The organism is Pseudolabrys taiwanensis (genome assembly GCF_003367395.1).
Lineage (GTDB): Bacteria > Pseudomonadota > Alphaproteobacteria > Rhizobiales > Xanthobacteraceae > Pseudolabrys > Pseudolabrys taiwanensis.
The window spans coordinates 4,042,502-4,063,457 of the sequence record NZ_CP031417.1 but is presented as its reverse complement, the minus strand read 5'-3'; the positions used below and the strand labels follow the sequence as shown (position 1 = coordinate 4,063,457).

22 protein-coding genes and 1 tRNA gene are annotated in these 20,956 nt (G+C 64.7%); 15 read left to right on the top strand and 8 right to left on the bottom strand.

The features are described from left to right. Positions 1 to 68 precede the first annotated feature (68 nt). From DW352_RS19290 to DW352_RS19280, 3 genes are read left to right on the top strand one after another with little or no spacing between them, the layout of a single operon-like run. A complete protein-coding gene (locus tag DW352_RS19290) occupies positions 69 to 521 on the top strand; it encodes a MarR family winged helix-turn-helix transcriptional regulator (protein ID WP_115692853.1) in 453 nt (150 codons plus the stop codon). Between the two features lie 23 nt (positions 522 to 544). Further along, on the top strand, positions 545 to 868 hold the full coding sequence (locus DW352_RS19285; RefSeq protein ID WP_115692852.1) for a hypothetical protein: 324 nt from the start codon (positions 545 to 547) through the stop codon (positions 866 to 868). Between the two features lie 4 nt (positions 869 to 872). Beyond that, positions 873 to 2,315: a DHA2 family efflux MFS transporter permease subunit gene (locus DW352_RS19280; RefSeq protein WP_210209861.1), complete on the top strand. Its 1,443-nt coding sequence runs from the start codon at positions 873 to 875 to the stop codon at positions 2,313 to 2,315. A gap of 109 nt (positions 2,316 to 2,424) precedes the next feature. Here the strand turns inward: DW352_RS19280 and DW352_RS19275 are convergent. Next, positions 2,425 to 2,499: transfer RNA gene (locus DW352_RS19275), tRNA-Gly, on the bottom strand. Between the two features lie 100 nt (positions 2,500 to 2,599). Next, positions 2,600 to 2,875 carry a DUF3551 domain-containing protein gene (locus DW352_RS19270; RefSeq protein ID WP_162827065.1) on the bottom strand — a complete coding sequence of 92 codons (276 nt, stop codon included), beginning with the start codon at positions 2,873 to 2,875 and terminating at the stop codon, positions 2,600 to 2,602. A 76-nt stretch (positions 2,876 to 2,951) separates the two neighbouring features. On the opposite strand from DW352_RS19270, the gene DW352_RS19265 reads away from it, so the two are divergent. The 5 genes from DW352_RS19265 (at position 2,952) to DW352_RS19245 (ending at position 6,389) form a co-directional block, all read left to right on the top strand. Then, complete coding sequence (locus tag DW352_RS19265; protein ID WP_115692849.1) at positions 2,952 to 3,467, top strand: prolyl-tRNA synthetase associated domain-containing protein; 516 nt, start codon at positions 2,952 to 2,954, stop codon at positions 3,465 to 3,467. A gap of 87 nt (positions 3,468 to 3,554) precedes the next feature. Then, positions 3,555 to 4,457: a thioredoxin gene (gene trxA / locus DW352_RS19260; protein WP_115692848.1), complete on the top strand. Its 903-nt coding sequence runs from the start codon at positions 3,555 to 3,557 to the stop codon at positions 4,455 to 4,457. 133 nt (positions 4,458 to 4,590) lie between these two features. After that, a complete protein-coding gene (locus DW352_RS19255; protein WP_115692847.1) occupies positions 4,591 to 5,265 on the top strand; it encodes an LON peptidase substrate-binding domain-containing protein in 675 nt (224 codons plus the stop codon). Positions 5,266 to 5,427: 162 nt separating this feature from the next. Continuing rightward, positions 5,428 to 5,631 carry a Trm112 family protein gene (locus DW352_RS19250; RefSeq protein WP_115692846.1) on the top strand — a complete coding sequence of 68 codons (204 nt, stop codon included), beginning with the start codon at positions 5,428 to 5,430 and terminating at the stop codon, positions 5,629 to 5,631. A gap of 128 nt (positions 5,632 to 5,759) precedes the next feature. Beyond that, positions 5,760 to 6,389, top strand: a complete 630-nt coding sequence (locus DW352_RS19245; protein ID WP_115692845.1) for a glutathione S-transferase family protein — start codon at positions 5,760 to 5,762, stop codon at positions 6,387 to 6,389. A 169-nt stretch (positions 6,390 to 6,558) separates the two neighbouring features. Here the strand turns inward: DW352_RS19245 and DW352_RS19240 are convergent, their stop codons facing one another. Beyond that, entirely contained in the window at positions 6,559 to 7,788 is a 1,230-nt protein-coding gene (locus tag DW352_RS19240; protein WP_115692844.1) for a ubiquinone biosynthesis hydroxylase, read from the bottom strand. A gap of 182 nt (positions 7,789 to 7,970) precedes the next feature. Here DW352_RS19240 and tesB point away from each other — a divergent pair, with 182 nt between their 5' ends. The 5 genes from tesB to DW352_RS19215 all read left to right on the top strand — a co-directional run bounded on the left by tesB (position 7,971) and on the right by DW352_RS19215 (position 12,385). After that, positions 7,971 to 8,834 carry an acyl-CoA thioesterase II gene (tesB, locus tag DW352_RS19235; protein ID WP_115692843.1) on the top strand — a complete coding sequence of 288 codons (864 nt, stop codon included), beginning with the start codon at positions 7,971 to 7,973 and terminating at the stop codon, positions 8,832 to 8,834. A gap of 205 nt (positions 8,835 to 9,039) precedes the next feature. Further along, positions 9,040 to 9,819, top strand: a complete 780-nt coding sequence (locus tag DW352_RS19230; RefSeq protein ID WP_162827064.1) for a DUF2927 domain-containing protein — start codon at positions 9,040 to 9,042, stop codon at positions 9,817 to 9,819. A gap of 124 nt (positions 9,820 to 9,943) precedes the next feature. Next, the gene (locus DW352_RS19225) at positions 9,944 to 10,282 is read left to right on the top strand and encodes a P-II family nitrogen regulator (protein ID WP_115692841.1); all 339 of its coding nucleotides are present in this window, start codon (positions 9,944 to 9,946) and stop codon (positions 10,280 to 10,282) included. A gap of 398 nt (positions 10,283 to 10,680) precedes the next feature. After that, the gene (locus tag DW352_RS19220) at positions 10,681 to 11,019 is read left to right on the top strand and encodes a P-II family nitrogen regulator (protein WP_115692840.1); all 339 of its coding nucleotides are present in this window, start codon (positions 10,681 to 10,683) and stop codon (positions 11,017 to 11,019) included. A 190-nt stretch (positions 11,020 to 11,209) separates the two neighbouring features. Further along, positions 11,210 to 12,385 (top strand): ammonium transporter, encoded by a 1,176-nt coding sequence (locus DW352_RS19215; RefSeq protein ID WP_425374667.1) that lies wholly within the window; start codon positions 11,210 to 11,212, stop codon positions 12,383 to 12,385. Positions 12,386 to 12,530: 145 nt separating this feature from the next. On the opposite strand, the gene DW352_RS19210 is transcribed toward DW352_RS19215, so the two are convergent. Beyond that, entirely contained in the window at positions 12,531 to 13,400 is an 870-nt protein-coding gene (locus tag DW352_RS19210; protein ID WP_115694502.1) for a LysR substrate-binding domain-containing protein, read from the bottom strand. A gap of 98 nt (positions 13,401 to 13,498) precedes the next feature. Here DW352_RS19210 and DW352_RS19205 point away from each other — a divergent pair, with 98 nt between their 5' ends. Then, positions 13,499 to 14,257 carry a sulfite exporter TauE/SafE family protein gene (locus tag DW352_RS19205; protein WP_115692838.1) on the top strand — a complete coding sequence of 253 codons (759 nt, stop codon included), beginning with the start codon at positions 13,499 to 13,501 and terminating at the stop codon, positions 14,255 to 14,257. Further along, positions 14,254 to 14,523: a hypothetical protein gene (locus DW352_RS19200; protein ID WP_245434187.1), complete on the top strand. Its 270-nt coding sequence runs from the start codon at positions 14,254 to 14,256 to the stop codon at positions 14,521 to 14,523. Before DW352_RS19205 ends, DW352_RS19200 begins: the two co-directional genes overlap by 4 nt. A 176-nt stretch (positions 14,524 to 14,699) precedes the next feature. On the opposite strand, the gene xth is transcribed toward DW352_RS19200, so the two are convergent. From xth to DW352_RS19180, 4 genes are all read right to left on the bottom strand, one after another. Continuing rightward, positions 14,700 to 15,518 carry an exodeoxyribonuclease III gene (gene xth, locus DW352_RS19195; RefSeq protein WP_115692836.1) on the bottom strand — a complete coding sequence of 273 codons (819 nt, stop codon included), beginning with the start codon at positions 15,516 to 15,518 and terminating at the stop codon, positions 14,700 to 14,702. 41 nt (positions 15,519 to 15,559) lie between these two features. Continuing rightward, complete coding sequence (locus DW352_RS19190) at positions 15,560 to 17,023, bottom strand: MFS transporter (RefSeq protein WP_115692835.1); 1,464 nt, start codon at positions 17,021 to 17,023, stop codon at positions 15,560 to 15,562. Positions 17,024 to 17,128: 105 nt separating this feature from the next. Further along, complete coding sequence (locus DW352_RS19185) at positions 17,129 to 19,171, bottom strand: thioredoxin domain-containing protein (protein ID WP_115692834.1); 2,043 nt, start codon at positions 19,169 to 19,171, stop codon at positions 17,129 to 17,131. A 252-nt stretch (positions 19,172 to 19,423) separates the two neighbouring features. Further along, positions 19,424 to 20,929, bottom strand: coding sequence for a hypothetical protein (locus DW352_RS19180; RefSeq protein ID WP_115692833.1), 1,506 nt, complete (start codon positions 20,927 to 20,929; stop codon positions 19,424 to 19,426). Between the last annotated feature and the right edge of the window lie 27 nt (positions 20,930 to 20,956).

Below are 20,956 nucleotides of genomic sequence, written 5' to 3'. Positions count from 1 at the left end.
CACCCCGGTTCTTGACGGGGGCCAGTATACAGTTTAACTGTACAGTTATTCTGTATAGATGTTCGATCATGAGCAAGGCGCATCAACCTCCCTACTCCCCGGAACTCACCGCTCTCGCAGGCGAGTTGCGGGTCGTCGTCGGCAAGCTCCTGCGCCGGCTGCGAGAGCTAGGGCACGCGGGCGATTTCACGCATGCGCAAAAGTCCGTGCTTCAGCGGCTGGAACGTGACGGCCCCGCGACGGTTTCGATGCTGGCCCGCGCCGAAGGCGTGCGCCCGCAATCGATGCGGATGACCGTTGCCGCGCTCGAAGCGGCGGGCGCGGTGGCGGGGAAGCCCGACCCTCAGGATGGCCGGCAGACCATCATCAATTTCACGCCCGCCTTTGTGAAGCGCGTCAAGAGCGGCCGCGCGGCGCGAGAGGACTGGCTGGTGCGGGCGCTGCAGCAGCAGCTTTCGGCCCGCGAGCACGAGCAACTTGCCGACGCGGTCAAACTGCTCAGCAGGCTTGCCGACTTCTAATCGAACGCAACGGAAGGTGAAGCATGAATTGGATGCATCTCTTGTCGTATTTTTTCGGCGGCGCCTTCCTGTCCAACGCAATTCCCCACATCGCCAGCGGGTCGATGGGCCGCCCGTTTCAAAGCCCTTTCGCCAAGCCGCCCGGAGAAGGGCTTTCATCGTCGACGGTCAACGTGGCGTGGGGCTTTCTCAATCTCGCCGTCGCTTATCTCCTGATCTGCCGCGTCGGCGATTTCAGCCTGCGCTCGACCGTCGATGCGGCGACGTTAGGGCTGGGCTTTCTTTTGCTGGGCTTGTTCGCCGCGCGTCACTTCGGTCGCTTCCATGGGGGCAATTCCCCTGAGTGAACGAGTGACCGAAAACGGCGAGGAGCAGCGCGAAGCCGCACAAACCGCGCCACACCTCTGGAAAATTTCGTCCGTCGCCATACTCGGGGCATTTCTTGCCCAGATGGACGCGACGATCGTCAACGTCTCGCTTTCGAGCCTTGCACTCGAACTGCACACGACCCTGTCGAACATCCAGTGGGTGACGAGCGGCTATCTGCTCGCGCTTGCGCTGACTTTGCCGTTGAGCGGCTGGCTCGTCGACCGCATCGGCCTCAAAGCTGTGTATCTCTGGAGCTTTGCGGCATTCACGCTCACGTCCGCGCTCTGCGGCCTCGCCTGGTCCGCGAATTCGTTAATCGGCTTTCGTATCCTGCAAGGTGTGAGCGGCGGCTTGCTGGCGCCGATGGCGCAGTTGCTCGTGGTCCGCGCCGCCAAAGATAGAATGACTCGCGTGCTCAGCTTCGCCGCGATGCCCGTTCTGCTTGCGCCGCTTCTGGGACCGACAATCGCGGGCGCGTTGTTGCACTTTGCGTCCTGGCGCTGGCTGTTTCTGGTCAACCTGCCGTTCGGCGCACTCGCCTTCACACTCGCCGCTTTGTTTTTGCCGCAGGACCGGCACGAGAGGAGGCCACGCCGCCTCGACCTGATCGGCCTCGGCTTGCTGTCGCCCAGCATCGTGCTTTTTCTTTTCGGATCGGAACGCTTAGCGGCACCGGCCGGTCTTGCCGCTCTCACACTTTCGGCGCTGCTGTTCGGCGTCTTCTTGTGGTGGGCGAGAAAAAGAAAGGACGAGGCGATCGTCGATCTGCGTCTGTTCAAAGACAGGTTCTTTTCCGCCGCGGTCGGGGCGACGTTCTTGTCGCAAGGCGTTTCCTTCGCAGGTCAGATGCTCGTCCCGGCGTTCCTGATGCGCGTGGCGGATCTCTCGCCGGGTGGAACGGGCTTGCTGCTCGCCGCGCAAGGTCTTGGCATGATGATCAGCTACCCTCTCGTGGGATCGCTCGTGGAGCGGCTGGGCAACCGCCTCGTGTCGGTCGGCGGCGCGCTGACGTCGCTGGCGGGCACCTTGCCGTTCATCTATTTGTCCGGCCACGGCCCTGCTCACACCCTCATCGCCGGCGCGTTGTTCGTGCGCGGGATGGGCCTAAGCTGCATCGGCATTCCGTCTATCTCGGCAGCCTACGTTTCGGTCAAACGCGAAAACCTGCCGATGGCGACCACCACGCTCAACATCGTCATGCGCATGGGTGGGCCGACACTGACGACGATATGCGCGACATTCCTCGGCTGGCGTCTGACCGCATCGGCAACGGCGCCGGTTTCGACGGCGTATGGCGCCGCCTTCGTTCTGCTCTGCGGTTTCCATCTCGTTTTATGCGCCGCTGCCATGCGTCTGCCGCGCCGAGCCGGCAGGGCATCTGCTCAGCCCAGGCCAGCAAGCGCCGAGACAGGCAACGGCGGTTGAGGCCGATCCGGCACGGCAGAGGAGCCGGTTCGCACTGGCGATGCCGCTTTGGATCAAAAGGGAAATATGAGAGTTCGCGGCAGCACGATCTTAGGATCGTGAGCCAAATTGGAGCGGGCGAAGGGATTCGAACCCTCGACCCCGACCTTGGCAAGGTCGTGCTCTACCCCTGAGCTACACCCGCATCCGGTAGTGATTTGCCGTTGCCCGTCGCCGGGGGCGGCTGCCAGGGCGCTCCTATAGCCATTCGCCGCGCCCCTTGCAACCGTTTGACACGATTAACGTCAGCTGTGCCGGGCCCGGTGCCGCCGGACCTTGTGGGGCGCCGCTTCCGGCGGGTTCCAGGCTGGATTGATATTGCAGAAGCCGCGATTCCCGGCCAGCACGTTCGGCCGGCAGGCCTCGAAGGACGAATATTGGCAGTCCCAGTAGGCATCGTCGTTGCCGAGCGTGATCACGGCGCACCAGGGCGCCGCCCCAGAGGCCGCGGCCGGCGCCGGATGCAGATTGAACAGCATGGCGGTCACGAACGTGCCCGCGATCAGCAATATTTTGCGCATGGTTACCTCCCGGTGGCGGGATGCTAGGTAGAACACCGGTCCTTGCCGAATTCTTGCGAGCACACCCGAAAAATTGATGCCGAAGACCCCCGCCGACCTGTTCGCCGCCCTCGATTCGCTGGCCATTACGCATACCACGGTCAAGCACCCGCCGCTGTTCACGGTCGAGGAGGCCCGGAGCCTGCGCGGGAGCGTCCCCGGCGGCCACACCAAGAACCTGTTCCTGCGCGACAAGAAGTCCAGCCTTTATCTCGTGGTTGCGCTGGAGGACGCATTGATCGACCTCAAAGGGCTACATCGTCTGCTCGTCGCCACCGGCCGCTTTTCCTTCGGCTCGGCCGATCTGCTGCGGGAGGTGTGGGGCGTTGCGCCCGGCTCGGTCACGCCTTTCGGCGCCATCAACGACACCGAGGGCCGTGTCACCGTGGTGCTGGACGCCGCCATGATGGAGCACGAATTGCTCAACTATCATCCGCTCGACAACACCATGACCACCACGATCGGCCGCGCGGATTTAATCAAATTCTTGCGGTCTACCGGTCATGAGCCCCGTATCGAGCGGGTCTCGGGCGTGGCCGCCGAGGCAGAGTAGCCGATTGCATTCGCTTGCCGGATGACCATCTAATCCGGCATTGGAACTTACGAAATCCGGCCGGGACGGCCGTCAGGGCGAGGGACGATGTTGGAGAACGGCGGGACGACCGCGGCGGCAGCCGACGTGGTGAAAGACATCACCACGCAGAGCTTCATGAAGGACGTAATCGAGGAGTCGCGGCGCCAGCCGGTGCTGGTCGACTTCTGGGCGCCCTGGTGCGGTCCCTGCAAGCAGCTTACCCCCGTGCTCGAAAAGGCGGTCAAGGCCGCCAAGGGCAAGGTCAAGCTCACCAAGATGAACATCGACGAGCATCCGGCCATCCCGGGCCAGATGGGCATCCAGTCGATCCCCGCCGTCATCGCCTTCGTCAACGGCCAGCCGGCCGACGGCTTCATGGGCGCCCTGCCAGAGAGCCAGGTGGTCCAGTTCCTGGAGCGGCTGACCAAAGGCAAGATCGGCAACGAAGAGGCGGACTTGCTGAAGGCTGCCGACGCCGCGCTGGTCGAGGGCAATCCCGCCGCGGCGGCCGATATCTATGCGCAACTTCTGGCCGAGGACAGCAACAACGTCCACGCGCTCGCCGGCCTCGCGCGCTGCTATGTCGAGACTGGCGCGCTCGAGCAGGCCAAGCAGACCTTGGCGATGGTGCCGGAGGCCAAGCGCAGCGAGGCGTCCGTCGCCGCGGCCCGCGCCGCGCTCGAAGTCGCCGAGCAGGCGCAATCGCTCGGTCCGTTCGCCGAGCTCGAGGCCAAGGTGCTCGCCGATCCGTCCGATCACCAGGCGCGCTTCGATCTCGCTGTCGCGCTCAACGCCAAAGGCGAGCGCGCGGAAGCGGCCAATCATCTGCTCGAGATCATCAAGCGCGACCGCAAATGGAACGATGACGGCGCGCGCAAGCAGCTCGTGCAATTCTTCGAAGCTTGGGGTTTTGCCGATCCCGCCGCGGTCGAAGGCCGCAAGCGGCTGTCGTCGATTTTGTTTGCTTGACCTTAACCCGTCATCCTGAGGTGGCCGCGCAGCGGCCCTCGAAGGATGAACGGCCAATGAGCTGCCCAATCGTCCTTCGAGGCTCGCTGCGCTCGCACCTCAGGACGACGGCGGCGAGGTGGGTGAAAACATCATGCCCATGAACGCCCAGTATCGCGGGCCGATCGAGATGCCCGAAGTGATCCCGGTGTTTCCGCTGCCGGGCGCGCTGCTATTGCCGCGCGGGCAGATGCCGCTCAACATTTTCGAGCCGCGCTATCTCGCGATGATCGACGACGCGCTGCGCGACGGCCACCGCCTCATCGGCATGATCCAGCCCGATCCGGCGCAGGCGGGCTCCACCGACAAGCCGGCGCTCTACGCGGTCGGTTGCGTCGGGCGCATCACCCAGCTCGCCGAGAGCGGTGACGGCCGCTACCTCATCGAGCTCACCGGCGTCGCTCGCTTTCGGATCGTCGAAGAACTCCATGTCGCGACGCTCTACCGCCAATGCCGCGTCACCTTCGCGCCCTTTGCCGACGACTTCGTCGCCCGCAAGGGCGAAGACAAGGTCGACCGCGAGGCGTTGCTTGGGGCGTTGCGCGCTTTCCTGTCGGCCAACGACCTGAAGGCAGACTGGGACGGTATCGAGAAGGCGCCGAACGAGGCGCTGGTCAACGCGCTGTCGATGATGTCGCCTTACGGCACGGCGGAGAAGCAGGCGCTGCTGGAAGCGCCCGACCTGAAGACGCGCGCCGAGATCCTCGTCGCCATCACCGAGATCGAACTCGCCAAAAAGAACACCGAAGGCGAGCCGCAGTTGCAGTAACGGCTCACATCGTCGCCGCGAAGGCGGGGACCCATACGCCGTGTCCTATCGAGATGCTGCGGCGTATGGGTCCCGGGCCTCGCGCAAGAGCGCGCGCCCGGGACGACAATGCATTGGCGGCACGCCGTGCTATAACTGCGGCAACACCCGCCGGGAGACCTCATGTCAAACCTCGCCATCCCCGACCGCCCCGCCGGCAGCGTCGATCCCAAGCTCCTCGAAATCCTGGTCTGTCCGCTGACCAAGGGCCCGCTCGAATACGACGCCGAGAAGCAGGAGCTGATCTCGCGCAAGGCCAAGCTCGCTTATCCGATCCGCGACGGCATACCGATCATGCTGCCGGAAGAAGCGCGGCGGTTGGAGTAACCTCGTATGCTCGTGTCATCGCCCGCCAAAGCGGGCGATCCAGTAACCACCGTCGTCTAAAACCAAAGCAAGCAGAGAGTACTGGATGCCCGCTTTCGCGGGCATGACAGTCCAGGGAGAACGCATCAATGCTCAAGATCTGGGGCCGCAACAATTCGATCAACGTGCAGAAGGTCATGTGGACCATCGGCGAGCTCAAGCTCGAGCATACGCGGCTCGATGTCGGCGGCGCCTTCGGCAAGACCAAGGAAGCGCCTTATCTGTCGATGAACCCCAACGCGCTGGTGCCGACGCTGGAAGAAGACGACGGCTTCATCCTGTGGGAGTCGAATTCGATCGTGCGTTATCTTGCCGCCAAGCACGACAAGGCCGGTGCGCTCGAACCGAAAGACCTGAGAGCGCGCGCGCTCGCCAGCCAGTGGATGGACTGGCAGCTCTCGGTCGCCAATCCGGCCATCACGCCGGTGTTCTGGGGCCTCATCCGCACGCCGCCGGAAAAACGCGACCACGCCGTGATCGAGACGCAGACGAAGAAGACCATCGAGGCGATGGCCATGCTCGACGAGCGTCTCGGCAAGTCGCCTTACGTCGCGGGCGATGCCTTCTCCTATGGCGACATCCCGGTCGGCTGCGTCTGCTATCGCTTCGTGAACCTGATCAAGGACCGCCCGCCGATGCCGAACCTCGACCGCTGGTTCGCATCGATCTCATCGCGCCAAGGCTTCAAGGATCATGTCGGCAGCGTGCCGCTGACGTGATCTGCTGTCGCTAACCTATAACCTATCCGCTGTCATTGCCGGGCTTGACCCGGCAATCCATGAGGCCTTACGTCATCGTAAGGCCGAACGTACGGCCCTCATGGGTGGAAGCTCATCATGGATGCCCGGGTCAAGCCCGGGCACGACGCAGAGTGTGCGGCAGCGCCAGCTAGAGCCCCTCGCCCTTCAGCAGCTTCGGCACGTCGCCGGTAAACCCCGCTGCCTCGCGAATGAAGGCCTGCTTCAAGCGCGGCAACCGTTCGACCACGCCCAAGCCAATGTCGCGCACGAAGCGCAGCACATCGGAGCGGTTGGAGAACAACTTGTTCAGCCCGTCCGTTGCCACGCCCATCATCGCCGTGTCGAAGCGGCGCCAGCGCTGATACCGCGCAAGAACGTCCGGCGCGCCGATATCGAGGCCGAGCCGGGCCGCGTCCGCCACGGCTTCCGCCAATGCCGCGACGTCGCGCAGGCCCATGTTGAGGCCCTGTCCGGCAATCGGATGAATGATATGCGCGGCGTCGCCGACCAGCGCCAGCCGCTCGCCGATGAACGAGCGCGCCGTGAACAGACCGAGCGGAAACGCGCGCTTCGGCCCGACCACCTGCAAATCGCCGAGATGCAAACCGAAGCGCTTCTCCAGCTCATAGAGAAACTCGTCGTCGGGCAATGCCACCATGCGCTCGGCTTCGCGCCGCTTTTCGGTCCACACGATCGAGGCACGATTGCCGGTGAGCGGCAGGATCGCGAACGGACCCGACGGCAGAAAATGTTCTTCGGCGCGGCCGTTATGCGGCCGTTCATGCGCGACCGTCGTGACGATCGCCGATTGATCGTAGTCCCAGCCGTGCGTGGCAATGCCGGCATGCTCGCGGATAAGCGAGCGTCCACCGTCGGCGCCAACGAGCAAACGCGCCGACAAGGTCGCGCCATCGGCCAAGCTCACCTCGACGCGATTGCCGGCATTCTCGAAGGTCGTCACCGAAGTCGCACGCAGATCGATGCCGAGCGCCTTCGCCTTGGCGACCAGCGCATCGACCAAAAGCCGGTTCTCGATCATGTGGGCGAAGGGCTCACCCTCTTCGACTTCACCGCCGAAGGTGAGAAAGGTCGGGCGGACGACGTCGTCGAGCTTCGAGTCGGTCACGACCATGTCGAGGATCGGCTGCGCCTCCTCTTCGACCGCCTGCCAGACCTCGATGGCGTCAAACAGCCGCCGGGCCGCCGCCGCGATCGCCGAGGCGCGGGGGTCCTTCGACTTCTCCTGCGCCAGCGCCGGATCGGCGACCGTCACGGTAAAGCTGTCGCCCAGCCCTTGCCGCAGGGCGATCGCCAGCGCCAGGCCCGCAAAGCCCGCCCCACCGATCACCACATCCCGCCGTTCTCGCTGTCCCGCCATGATCCGGTTCCTTCAACTTACCGCGGCACTCTAGTCTATTCAGGCCTTTGCAGCACCTGAGGAAATTCGCGCAGTGGGCGCTTGGAAGGCGGCCGCCCGCGACGCTGACGTCTCCGCCGGTGTGGCTTGACTTCGCGCCGTTACGGGGCGTCTTTGACTGACCTTGTCAAGGAACCAGCTCAATGTCCGGCGCCGTCGACCACCTGCTTTCCGTCCTCGATCTCGAGCCGCTCGACCTCAATCTGTTTCGCGGCCGCTCGCCGCAGGACGGCTGGCAACGGGTCTACGGCGGCCAGGTGATCGGACAGGCGCTGGTCGCGGCCATACGCACGGTCGATCCGAGCCGGCGGGCGCATTCGCTGCACGCTTATTTCATCCTGCCCGGCGATCCCAAGGTGCCGATCATCTACGACGTCGATCGCATCCGCGACGGCAAGAGCTTCACCACGCGCAGCGTCACCGCCCGGCAGCACGGCCACGCCATCTTTTCGATGCTGGTGTCGTTTCAGGCGGATGAGCAGGGCCTCGATCACCAAGTCGAGATGCCGCAGGTAACGCCGCCCGAAGAGCTCCCGAACGAGAGCGAGATGCGCAAGAACCTGCTGCCGCATATGCCGGAGCCGGTCCGCCGCTATTTCGAACGCGATCGCCCGATCGAGATGCGGCCGGTGGAGTTCGATCGTTATGCCGGCAAGAAATATCCGAACGGACTTTTTCATCTGTGGTTTCGCGCCACCGGCCGGCTGCCGGACGATCCGGCGATCCATCAATGCGTGCTCGCCTACGCATCCGATCTGACGATCCTCGATGCGTCGCTTGCGCGCCATGGCCGCACCCTGTTCGAGAAGCAATTCATGGCCGCAAGTCTCGATCACGCGTTATGGATTCACCGGCCGTTCCGCGCCGACGAGTGGCTGCTCTATGCGCAAGATTCGCCTAACCTGCACGGTTCGCGCGGCTTCTCGCGCGGTCTTATCTTTACGCGCGACGGCACGCTGGTGGCTTCGGTCGCGCAGGAAGGTCTGGTGCGTGAACGGCGGGAGTAAGCTGGCGACGATGACGCACCCCGCGCTCGGCTTTCTGACCCTCCCCCTTGCGGGGACGGCCGCTCGCCATAACGCCAGCGCAGGCGAGCGGGGCGGGAGTCCACGCCTGTTCGATGAGACGAGCCACGCCGCGTTGACCGCCATCCCCGATCCCTCCGCACAAAGGGGAGCGAAGAAGAAGAGCCAGCGGCAGCGGCGCGCGAAAATGGCCGTCGCCATTGCGATACTGGCGTTCTTTGCACATCCTGCACAGCCGGTTCACGCCGCTTCCAACCGCGAGCGGCCGCCGCACGGCAGCGTCGCGGGCGCGCCGCCGCAATACACGCGGTTCACCCGGGCCGAGCTCACGCGTGGCTTCATGGCGCTCGCCTTCGGCTCGGATCTGCGTATCGGCGCCAGGCCGCGCGGCATTCGCCGCTTCGAGCATCCGATCCGGGCGCGCGTTTACGCGGGCGGCAGTGTCGATCGCGTCGCCGAGATGCAAGCGGTTGTCGAGGACTATGCGCGCGCCGTGCCGGCACTGAACCTATCGCTGGCACAAGGCGCGCAACAGGCCGACATCGACATTCGCCTGATCGATGAGAAGGACTTCCGGTCTGCGCTGGAAGAAGCGTTCGGCGCCAAAGTCACGCGCGAATTTGTGGCGCGCACCGATCCGCAATGCATGACCAGCGTCAAGTCGACCGCCGACGGCGACATTGTGCGCTCGGTGTCGTTCATCATCGTCGACAAAGGCGATCAAGTCTTCTTCGACTGCGCCTATCATGAACTGCTGCACGCCTTCGGTCTGTCCAACCATGACCAGCGCAATCCGTTCACCACGCTCAATCAGGGCCGCATGGTCGGCTACCTCACGGTCTACGACCGTTCGCTGCTACGGCTGCTCTATGACCGCCGCGTGACGCCCGGCATGAGCCCGGTGCAGGTCCGCGCCCTGCTGCCGCAGGTCATCAAGGATCTCGGGCTGGCGACGTCTGCGCGATAAGGCGATAATGCCGGCTTGATTTGCCTGAACGCGGCGCTTTGCGGGCGGGCGAGCCAACAACGATGCTTTAGTCTCAAGGCCGCCGGGCGCCCGCCTGGAATAGGCCGCAACGCCGGGGAGGCTCATGAAACTCGTCATCGCCATCATCAAGCCGTTCAAGCTCGACGAGGTGCGCGATGCCCTCACCCGTCTCGGCATCCACGGCATGACCGTGACCGAGGTGAAGGGCTACGGACGGCAGAAGGGCCATACCGAGATCTATCGCGGCGCCGAATACGCCGTGAGCTTTCTCCCCAAACTCCGGGTCGAAGTCGCGGTGGCCGCCGACCAGGTCGATCGCGTGGTCGATGCGATTTCAAATTCGGCCAAGACCGGCCAGATCGGCGACGGCAAGATCTTCGTCACGCCTGTCGAGCAGGCCGTGCGCATCCGCACCGGCGAGACCAACGTCGACGCTCTCTGAGCGGAGGTACCGCGATGGGGACGCGTCCGCGCGGGCCGCGCGTCCCCTCGCGCCGTCAGGGCGCAACGAACCCCTTCAATATCCAAAGCTATTGGCGCTTGTAGAGGCGCCAATATGGGTGCCTGTAAAACCGCACTCCCAGGCTGATCATTTTTTAATCAGACTGCCTATTTCTTGATGCAAATTCATGCGGCAGCTGCTGCCCCTCTGAGGGCTGGATTCCGCCGCGGCCGATTAGCGTAACCGAATCAGTCCGATAGCGAAGACGCGGCGATCTGGCACGGCGTTTGATTCCCTTATCGCGGTCGTGCCTGCGAAGTGCGCTTTGTTGGGTGGGGCTCAGTGAAAACGCCCGCACTGGCGAGGTAACGAAAGGGGCTCAAGTGGGGATCGAATCCATGAAAATCGTCATGGCCATCATCAAACCCTTCAAGCTGGACGAGGTCCGTGACGCTCTGACCTCCATCGGCGTGCAGGGTCTGACTGTTACTGAGGTCAAGGGGTATGGGCGTCAGAAGGGGCACACGGAAATTTATCGTGGCGCCGAATATGCGGTGAGCTTCCTCCCGAAGATTAAGGTCGAAGTCGCCGTTTCTACGGATCAAGTCGACAAGGTTGTCAGCGCCATCAGCGGTGCCGCCAAGACCGGCCAGATCGGCGACGGCAAGATTTTCGTCTTCGGCCTCGATCACGCCGTGCGCATCCGCACTGGCGAGACCGATGCTGCGGCGCTCTGACACCCGCACAGAACAAGATCGATAGGAGTAAACCATGACGTTGAAGAAGTTTACGACAGCGGGGCTAGTCGCACTTGGCGCCCTCGCCGTCGGTCTCGCTCTCGCCGACGGCGCGTTCGCGCAAGCGGCCGCACCGGCTGCTGCCGCAGCTCCTCCCGCGCCGAAGCTCGACACCGGCGATACGGCCTGGATGCTGACTTCGACCGCGCTCGTTCTGATGATGACCATCCCGGGCCTCGGCCTGTTCTACGGCGGCATGGTGCGTAAGAAGAACGTGCTTGCCACCGTGATGCAGTCCTTCGCCATCACCTGTCTCGTCACCGTGCTCTGGATGATCCTCGGCTATTCGATGGCCTTCACCGAAGGCAGCATGAACGCCTACATCGGCAGCTTCTCGAAGCTGTTCCTCGCCGGTGTCGGCGCCGAAACGACGAACTCGCTCGCGGCCACGATCCCCGAGACCGTGTTCATCACCTTCCAGATGACCTTCGCCATCATCACGCCCGCCCTCATCGCCGGCGCCTTCGCCGAACGTATGAAGTTCTCGGCGATGATGTGGTTCATGGGTCTCTGGCTGATCTTCGTGTACTGCCCGATCGCGCACTGGGTCTGGGGCGGCGGCTTCCTCGGTTCGGCCGGCGTGCTCGACTTCGCCGGCGGCACCGTGGTGCATATCAACGCTGGCGTTGCCGGCCTGGTGTGCGCGCTGATCCTCGGCAAGCGTAAGGGCTACGGCACCGTCTCGATGGCGCCGTATAACCTGGTCTATGCCTTCATCGGCGCCTCGCTGCTGTGGGTCGGCTGGTTCGGCTTCAACGCCGGTTCGGCTGCGGCCTCCAACGCGCTCGCTGGTGCGGCCATGATCAACACCCAGGTTGCCACCGCTGCGGCGGCGCTCGCCTGGATGTTCGCCGAGTGGATCATCGCGAAGAAGCCGAGCGTCCTCGGCATCGTCTCCGGCGCGGTTGCCGGTCTCGTCGCCGTCACCCCGGCTTCGGGCTTCGTCAATCCGACCGGCGCGCTGATCATCGGCCTCCTCGCTGGCGTCGGCTGCTACATCGCCGCCGTCCATGTGAAGAAGGCGCTGGGCTACGATGACTCGCTCGACGCTTTCGGCGTCCACGGCGTCGGCGGCATCATCGGTGCGATCCTGACCGGTGTCTTCGCTGATGCGGCGGTCAACCCGCTCGGCAAAGATGCGAGCGTCGGCACGCAGATCTACGGCGTCGCGGTGACGATCATCTACACGGCGATCGTGACGGCGATCATCCTCTACATCGTCAAGGCGGTGATCGGCCTGCGTCCGACCGAGCAGGGCGAAGAGGAAGGCCTCGACATCACGCTGCACGGCGAAACCGTGCAGTAAGCCGGCAACGGCGTAAGAGTTCGGTAGGGGCGGAAACCCGGCACTGTCCCTTCCGTAAGAGGCCCCGGTTCGCAAGGACCGGGGCCTCACCTTTTTTTGGAGAGCTGTTCGTCGCTTATGAGCGGACGATCTGCGTCGGGTGCTGTTACGCGCCTTGCGCCACGCGCATCAGCCAGGCGCGGAACGCCGCAAAGCCCGGCTCGTCGGTGCGGGCCCGATCGTAGACCAGATACCAGCGCTCGCCTTTCGGCACGGCGAGATCGAACGGCGCCACCAGGCGCCCCGCCGCCAGATCGTCATCGATGTACGGACGAATGCCCATCGCGACGCCCAGGCCGTCGACGGCCGCTTGCAAGGCCTGCCCGTAATATTCGAATTGCGACCCGGTAGGCGCAAACTGCGCGACGCCGGCGGCCTTGAGCCACAGAGGCCAGTCCTCCGCAGCGTGCGCGACGCGCAACAGGCTGGCGTTCTTCAAATCGGCGGGCTTTCTCAGCGCCTTGGCGAGCGGCGGCGCGCACACCGGCACAAGGTCGGCGGCAAACATCGGCTCGGCGATCAATCCCGGCCAATGGCCGTCGCCGAGATAGATGCCGCAGGTCCAGTCGGCGGCGAACGGCGCCGCGGCGCCGCCCGTCGTGATGCGCACCTCGATGCCCGGATGCTCGCCGTAGAACGAGGCGAGCCGCGGGATAAGCCAACGGATCGCGAAGGTCGGACCGACGCCGACGGTGACGCCGGGCGAGCCGAGCGCCGCAACCTGCGCGGTGAGGTTGGCCAGCGCGTCGAAGATCTGGGTCAGCCCTGCCTGATAGGCGCGGCCCGCCGCGGTCAGCAGCAGGCCGTTCGGCTTGCGCTGAAACAGCGACAGCCCCATCCGCTCCTCGAGTAGCCGCACCGATCGGCTGACCGCCGCCGGCGTGACGTGCAGCTCAGCGGAAGCCTGGGCGAAGCTGCCCGTGCGCGCGGCGGCCTCGAAGGCCTTGATACCATTGAGGAATGGTAGCTGACGCATTGTCTCGACCATCAGGAAAAGTAAGCCTGAGCCTCAGCTAACGCCGTTTGCACGGCGCCGGCAAGCGGCGCAGAAAAAGCACCGGAGATAGAGAGCCGATGTCCGTTGCCCTGATGGCCGCGCTTGCGGCGTGTATGCTCGCGACAGCGTTCCTGTCCGGCATCTTCGGCATGGCCGGCGGCATGATCCTGATCGGCGTGCTGCTCGCGGTGATGCCGGTGGCGGATGCGATGGCCCTGCACGCCGTCACCCAGATGGCATCGAACGGCTGGCGAGCGCTGCTGTGGTGGCGCTATGTGCGACCGCGGGCGGCGGCGGCTTTTCTCGCCGGCGGGCTATTGGCGCTCGTGGCCTGGGCGTTCTTCCAGTACGTGCCGGACAAGGCGGTCGCGATGCTGCTGCTCGGCACCTTGCCGCTCGCCGTGCGCGCCTTGCCCGCGCGGCTGAAGCCCGACGCCGAACGCATCGACCACGGCCTCCTTTACGGCGCGATCTCCATGACCTCGATGCTGCTCACCGGCGTGGTCGGGCCGCTGATCGACACCTTCTTCCTCGGCGGCAAGCTCGGCCGCCGCGAGATCGTGGCCACCAAATCGTTCTGCCAGATCGTCGGCCACACCTCGAAGCTGTTGTACTTCACGGCCTTCGCCGCGCAGGCCACGATCGACACGACGATGATGGCGGTGGCGATCGCCTGCTCCGTCATCGGCACGACGGTCGCGCGCCGCTTCCTGGAGGCGATGAGCGATACGCAATATCGCACCTGGACATGGCACATCATCACCGGGGTGTCCGGCATCTACGTGCTGCAAGGACTGTATCTGTTGGCGATACCAACGCTGGAGGCGGCGCCATGACAACCAAGACAATGAGAGCGCCCGACCGTGCGCTCGACAGTCTCGTGCTTGACTTGCTGGAGTGGCTGGCGCGGGAGCCGCGCACGTATACGCAGACGATGGATGCGTGGCGCACATCCTGTCCGCGTCTGGCCGTGTGGGAGGAAGCGCTCGACCGAGGCCTCATCGAGCGCAAGCCGGCGCTGGACGGACGCATGCGCATCGCGGTGACCGGACCGGGCCGGAGCTTCATGACGCGCAATGGCAGGCTCGGCGCGCTGAGTTAGTTGCTGTCATTCGGGCCGCGCGCCGTTAACCGGCCCCCAACACGGTCACCCCCGCGAAAGCGGGGGTCCAGTACGCCGCAGCATATCGATAGGCGCCGCAATACTGATGGGGCACGGCGTACTGGATTCCGGGTTCGCTCGCTAACGCTCGCGCCCCGGAATGACGGCCGCAGGCGCTACACCTCGATCGTCGCCGTCACCGGCACGTGATCCGACGGTTTCTCGGCGCCGCGATAATCCTTGAAGATCTTGATCTTCGACACTTCGCCGGCGATCGCATCCGACGCCCAGATGTGATCGAGCCGCCGGCCGCGATCCGACACGCGCCAGTTCTCCATCGCGCGATAGCTCCACCACGTATAGAGCTTCTCCGGCTCGGGCGTGTGCACGCGCATGGTATCGACCCAATTGCCGGCCTTCTGCGCGGCCGCGAGCTTCTCGCATTCGATCGGCGTGTGCGACACCACTTTCAGCATCTGTTTGTGGCTCCACACGTCGTGCTCGAGCGGCGCGACGTTGAGATCGCCAACAAGAATGGCGCGCTCCTTGTCGGCGGGACGCAGGCCCATATGCGCCTGCATCTCATCGAGGAACGACAATTTGTGTTCGAACTTCGGATTGATCGTGGGGTCGGGCTCGTCGCCGCCCGCCGGCACATAGAAATTATGCAGCGTGAGCGGATCCTTCAGACCGGCTCGCTCGCCGAGCACCACCGACATATGCCGGCAATCCGTCTTGCCGCAGAAGTTATCGAACTTGAAGCTCTCGAACGGCGCGCGCGAGACGATTGCGACGCCGTGATAGCCCTTCTGCCCGTTCAGCGCGACATGCTCGTAGCCCAGCCGATGGAAGCGCTTCAGCGGAAAGGCGTCGTCCGGACACTTGGTCTCCTGCAGACAAAGCACGTCCGGCCGCACGCTCTTGAGAAATTTGGCGACCAGATCGATGCGCAGGCGGACGGAATTGATGTTCCAGGTGGTGATCTTGAAGGACATGGTCCGAATTTAGGATGGCGAAGGACGCTTTGCCATGCGTCTTACCCGGCGGCCGCGCGGCCATCCACCCTTTCCTCCGGCGCGAACGGCAGGCCGGCGCGCGTCCGCTGGGCCACCGCCCGCAGCGCCGCGACGAAGGCGAGCGCCGGTGCCAAGGCAAAGGCGAGCGGCAGCCAGAAGGCGGCGCTGGCGGCCCCGACCATTTTGTCCGCCTGCGTCAGGCCGGCGAGATTGGCGGCCAATCCGGCCGTCGCCGCGCCCATGGCCATCGCAAAGAGCTGCACCGTCGTGACCGCGCCCGCGGCGCGATTGCGCTCGCCCTCCGGCGCAAACTGGAACACGCGCGCCACCAGATGCGGCCAGCTTTGGCCGATGCCGACGCCGGCGAGCAAAAGCGCCGCGCAGATCGGCAGAAGGTTCGCCCAATCACCACCCTTGCTGACCATCGGCAACATAACCGCCAGGGTGCCCAGCGCCGCCACCATCATCAGCGGCGACGCCACGATCAGCCGGCGCGCGCGCGCAGCGGAAGCGTTGGCGTTGAAGACCGAACCGAGCGTCCAGCCCATCGCCGTCAGCGCGGCGAGATAGCCGGCCGCAAGCGGCGATTGACCATGCAGCACTTGCAGGAAATACGGCACGAAGATTTGCGGCTGCATGCCGATGATGAGCAGCGCCATCGTCGCATAGAGGGCCGCAAGCGGCGTCGCAAAGCCATGCGCGCTGCTTGGCAGAATCCGCCGTCCACTCCGCTTTTCGGCAAAGACCAGAAGCGCCACCAGCACCAGCGACACCGCGGCGCCAACGATATTCCACACAAGGCTTGGCGCCGCGCTCGCGCTCGACAACACCAGCACCGCCAGGATCAACAATCCGATCTGGACGAACGGCAAACCACCGTCAGCGGCCTTGTCGCCATCGCGCTTCGGCAGCGCGACGAAAGCGAGGACGGCGAATGTCGCGCTGAAGGGAATGGCGACCCAGAACGCGAAGCGCCAGGCGCCCATTTCGGCAAAGGTCCCACCGACCGCCGGCCCGATGAGCGTGGCAACGCCCCAGATGGCCGACATCAACCCAATGGCGCGCGTCCAAAGCGCTTCCGGCAACACGAGACGGATCACGACATAGGCCAGCGCATACAGCGCGCCGCCGCCGAAGCCCTGCAGCACGCGGCCCGTCAGCATCACCGGCATGCTCGGCGCCATGGCACAGATGGCGGTGCCGACTGCAAACACGAGTGCCGCCACGCTGTAGGCGCCGCGCGGACCGGTAACCTGCAGCAAGCGGCCGGAAAACGCCGAACCGAGAATGGCCGCGATCACGAACAAGGTCGTGCTCCAGGCATAGTAATCGAGCCCGCCGATATCCTCGACCGCCGACGGCAAGACGGTCGCGGCGATATAGATGTCGAGGGCGTACAGCATCACGCCTCCGCCAAGAATGACGATATAGACGAGATGGGCGCGCGACAGCAGCGCGCTCCAACCGGGCCCTTCGGTCCCCATGAGGTTCTCCTTCGGCACGTGACGTGCTGACCTCATGACGAGCGAGCGCGGACGGATGTGACACCGGGCGCTCTCGCCGACCTTACTTTTTTGCTTGCTTGGCGGCTATGCGCCGCGCTCGCGCATCGCCTCCACCGTTTCAGCGATCTTCGCCGGTTCCAAAACCGGCAGCGAGCACGTCTCGGCCACGCAGACGAACGCCGCGCTGCCCGCCAGCGCCTTGAGCTTGTCCTGCGCGGGATGCGCGGCCGGTAGATCGGTGCTCGCGGCCGCGCGCAGCACGATGCGATCGAGGAACGGCAGACGCAAGGCCAGCTGCGCGAAATGCTCGGCCTCCGACCCCACGCAGACGATCTCGGCCGCGCGCAGGCGTAAATCGAGTGCGTTCAGAAGCGCCACGTGACCGAACAGATTGCGCGCCGACGCCGCCAGGATATGGTCGAATAGACGATCGGCCCGGGCACGGAAAGCATCGTCGCCGGCAAGCACGGCCAGCCGCAGCAGATTGCCGGCCGCGACGGCATTTGGATTGGGTGTCGCGTCATCGCTGGTCGAATGCGGCCGCAGCAGCAGATCGGTGGCATCGTCCGCCGTGAGGTAATAAGCGCCCGTCTCGTTGTCCGAATAGTGCGCATCGAAGGCGTTCTGCCACGTCAGCGCCTGCTCGCGATAAGTCTTCTCGCCGGTCGCTTCATAAAGCGCGAGCGCGGCGCGGATCATCGCGGCGAAGTCAGAAGCCAAACCTGGAAACAGCACTTTGCCGTCGCGATACGAATGGCCAAGGCGGTCACCGCGCGTCATCGATTGCGCGATGAAGGCGAAGGCACGCTTGGCCATATCGAGCCATTCCGGCTCTTCGAGAATGATGCCCGCGTTCACCAGCGCGGCGATCATCAGACCATTCCAATCGGCCAGCACCTTGTCGTCGAGCCCCGGCCGTACGCGGGCCGCGCGCGCGTCGAGCAGGATGTCGCGCAGCTGCGACAGCCGTTGCTCCTCGGCCGGACCGCGCTCCACCGGCTGCAGCCGATTGAGAATGTTGTGGCCCTCGAAATTGCCGTCGTCGGTCACATCGTAATGATGCGCGAAGAACTCGCCGGCATCCGGTCCCAGCAATTCGATGACCTCGTTCTTCGACCAGACGTAGAACTTGCCCTCTTCGCCTTCCGAGTCCGCGTCGAGCGAGGCGCAGAATGCGCCCTCCTTCGTCGTCATCTCGCGTTTGAGCCAGCCCACCGTTTCACGGGCGCGCGTTGCGAACAGTTCCTTGTGGCTGCGCTGGTAGGCGAGCGCCAACAGGTCCAAAAGCTGCGCATTGTCGTAAAGCATCTTCTCGAAATGCGGCACCAGCCAGCGCTCATCGACCGAATAGCGCGAGAAGCCGCCGCCGAGATGATCGTAGATGCCGCCTTCGCTCATACGTTCGAGCGAATGCTCCGCGGTGTCGAAGAAGCGCGCATCGCCGGTACGCAAACCGGCGCGCCACAGCATCTCGAGCAGACCCGGCTGCGGAAATTTCGGCGCGCCGCGCAAGCCGCCGAGCACCGAGTCGAACATGTTCCCTATCTGCTTGGCGGCGCCGTCGAGCTCTTCGATCCCGATGACGACCTTGCCTTCGGGCCGCGCCTTCTGCGCAAGACGCGCGAGCAGTGCCGCGCGGTTCTGTTCGACCTTCTGCGGCTGGTCGCGAAACAGACGCGAGACCTCGTGGAGAATGTCGACGAACGCCGCGCGGCCGTAGCGCGATTCCTTCGGGAAGTAAGTGCCGCCCCATACCGGCTCGCCGGCGGGCGTCAGAAACATGGTCAGCGGCCAGCCGCCCTGCTCGCCCAGCATGTGCAAGGCGCTCATGTAGATCTGATCGATGTCGGGCCGCTCCTCGCGGTCGACTTTGATGTTGACGAACAGCTCGTTCATCACGCGCGCGGTCGCTTCGTCCTCGAAGCTTTCATGCGCCATGACGTGGCACCAATGACAGGCCGCATAACCGACCGACAGCAAGATCGGCCGATTGCTGCGCTTGGCTTCCGCCAGGGCTTCCGGTCCCCATTGCCACCAATCGACCGGATTGTGCTTGTGCTGCAGGAGATAGGGCGAGGTCGCCTGCGCCAGGCGGTTTTCGTGCGCGGTGTTTTGCGGTGCTGACATAAGGGTACTCTAGCGCCGTTTGTATTCACATTGAAACGTGCGGCGAGACGCGTGGTTCGCGGGCAAAGCATGCCGCTTGCGCTCTTCCCCTCTCCCCGTGCGGGAGAGGGTGCCCGAGCGTCGCGAGGGCGGGTGAGGGGTCGGAGTTTCAGATGAAGCGCCGACCCCTCACCCGGCTCGCAGCTAACGCTGCTCGCCACCCTCTCCCGCAAGGGGAGAGGGAAAGCCGTGCGCGCGGCTAATCTTGGCAAATTATTTCTTCCGCAGCATCTCGATCCGGCCGAGCATCAGCCCGCCATCCGGCGAAAGCTGATACGCTTTGATAAGCATCGCCGCCTCACTCAGGGCATCCCCGGCATCGCAGCCGCGCGACGCAAACCAGATCAACGCGTTGAACTGGTCGCCGCGGCCGAGCTGTCCAATAAGCTGGTCGTACGGACGGGGGTCGTCCGGCTTCGGCCGGTAGACGGCGGCAAATTGCTTACGCAAGTTGTCAAGCCCGGCGCGGCAGAGCGCCGGCGTCGGATCGAGATCGAGCCGGCCAATATTCTCCGTCAGCACGCGCGCGACGAACTCGTCGGTCGCGAGAATCTCGATGGCATCGGCGGTGCGATGATCGAGCTTGGCAGCGCCGGCGATCGCCGGCGTGCGGGTGCTCTGGTCGTCGGCAAACTTCAGCCAGGCCTTCAGATGCGCGCGTGGCGTCAGCTGCGAGAACTTTTCCGGATCTTCATAGAGCGCGCGGCCGAGCCGCTTCGCGTCCTTGAGGTCGCGCAGTTCGTAGATCGCATAGCGTGGATCGCGATAACCCTTGGCCATCGTCTCCCAGGCCTCGGCTTCCGGCATCGCCGCGCAATCGTAATCGATGAGCCAGCGCAAGGCCGCGACCGCGCCGTCGACTTCCATTGCGATATCGCTGAACGGCTTCGTCTCCGGCGCCGCCAATGTCAGAGCCGCGGCGCGACCGCGCAGTTGGGCGCGCGCCTTTTCACAAAGCGATGGCGTTGCATCGAGATCGAAACGGCCGAGATAAGCGAGCGGAAAGTCGCCGCGCGCGAGCATCGTCTCCGCTTCGGCTTGCCGGTCCGGCAAAGCGCGAATGCGCGCCAGGACTTCGTCGAGCTTGACGTAATTGCGCGTGTCGAGAAACGGCGTCAGCGCCCACAGCGGCGCGCCGGCTGGCACGGCATTGAGCGCCGCTTCGTACTTCGCCAAATCCGCCGCTTCGCGCGCATGGGCGGCGTCGCGCGCCCGCTGCATCGGCAGGTATGCGACGCACAACAGCAGCACCAGGCCCCAGGCGGCACCGCCGGCCAGCGGCGCGGGAACATAAGTATGCGTGCCCGGCAACAAGGCCCACAGACAAAAGGCAATGACGAGAGGCGGCATCGCCGCCGGGATGACCAAGGGCCAGCGATAGGGCGCGAGCTGAGGTTCGGTCATGAGCCCGAGAACGCCGAAGGTGACGAGCCCCGAGACGGGGATCAGCACGGCCGCGGCCACTGCGGCCCAGCCGGGCATATCGCCCTTGACGAAAGCAATGAGCGCGATGAGCGCCAGAAGGCCCCACAGCAGAATGATCGCGATGGCCGCGAAGCCCTGCGCCATGCCGTTGCCGGCGGCATCGCTGCCGGTGAGGCTGTCGAGCATGGAGACGTGGAGCAGCCAGAGCAGCAATGCGATGACGCTCAGCACCGCAACGATGGTGACCGCGACTGGCGAGACTTGGATTGGCGAGACTTGGATCGACGACGTCATGCGAATCCCCCGCGCCCGCGTCGGCGG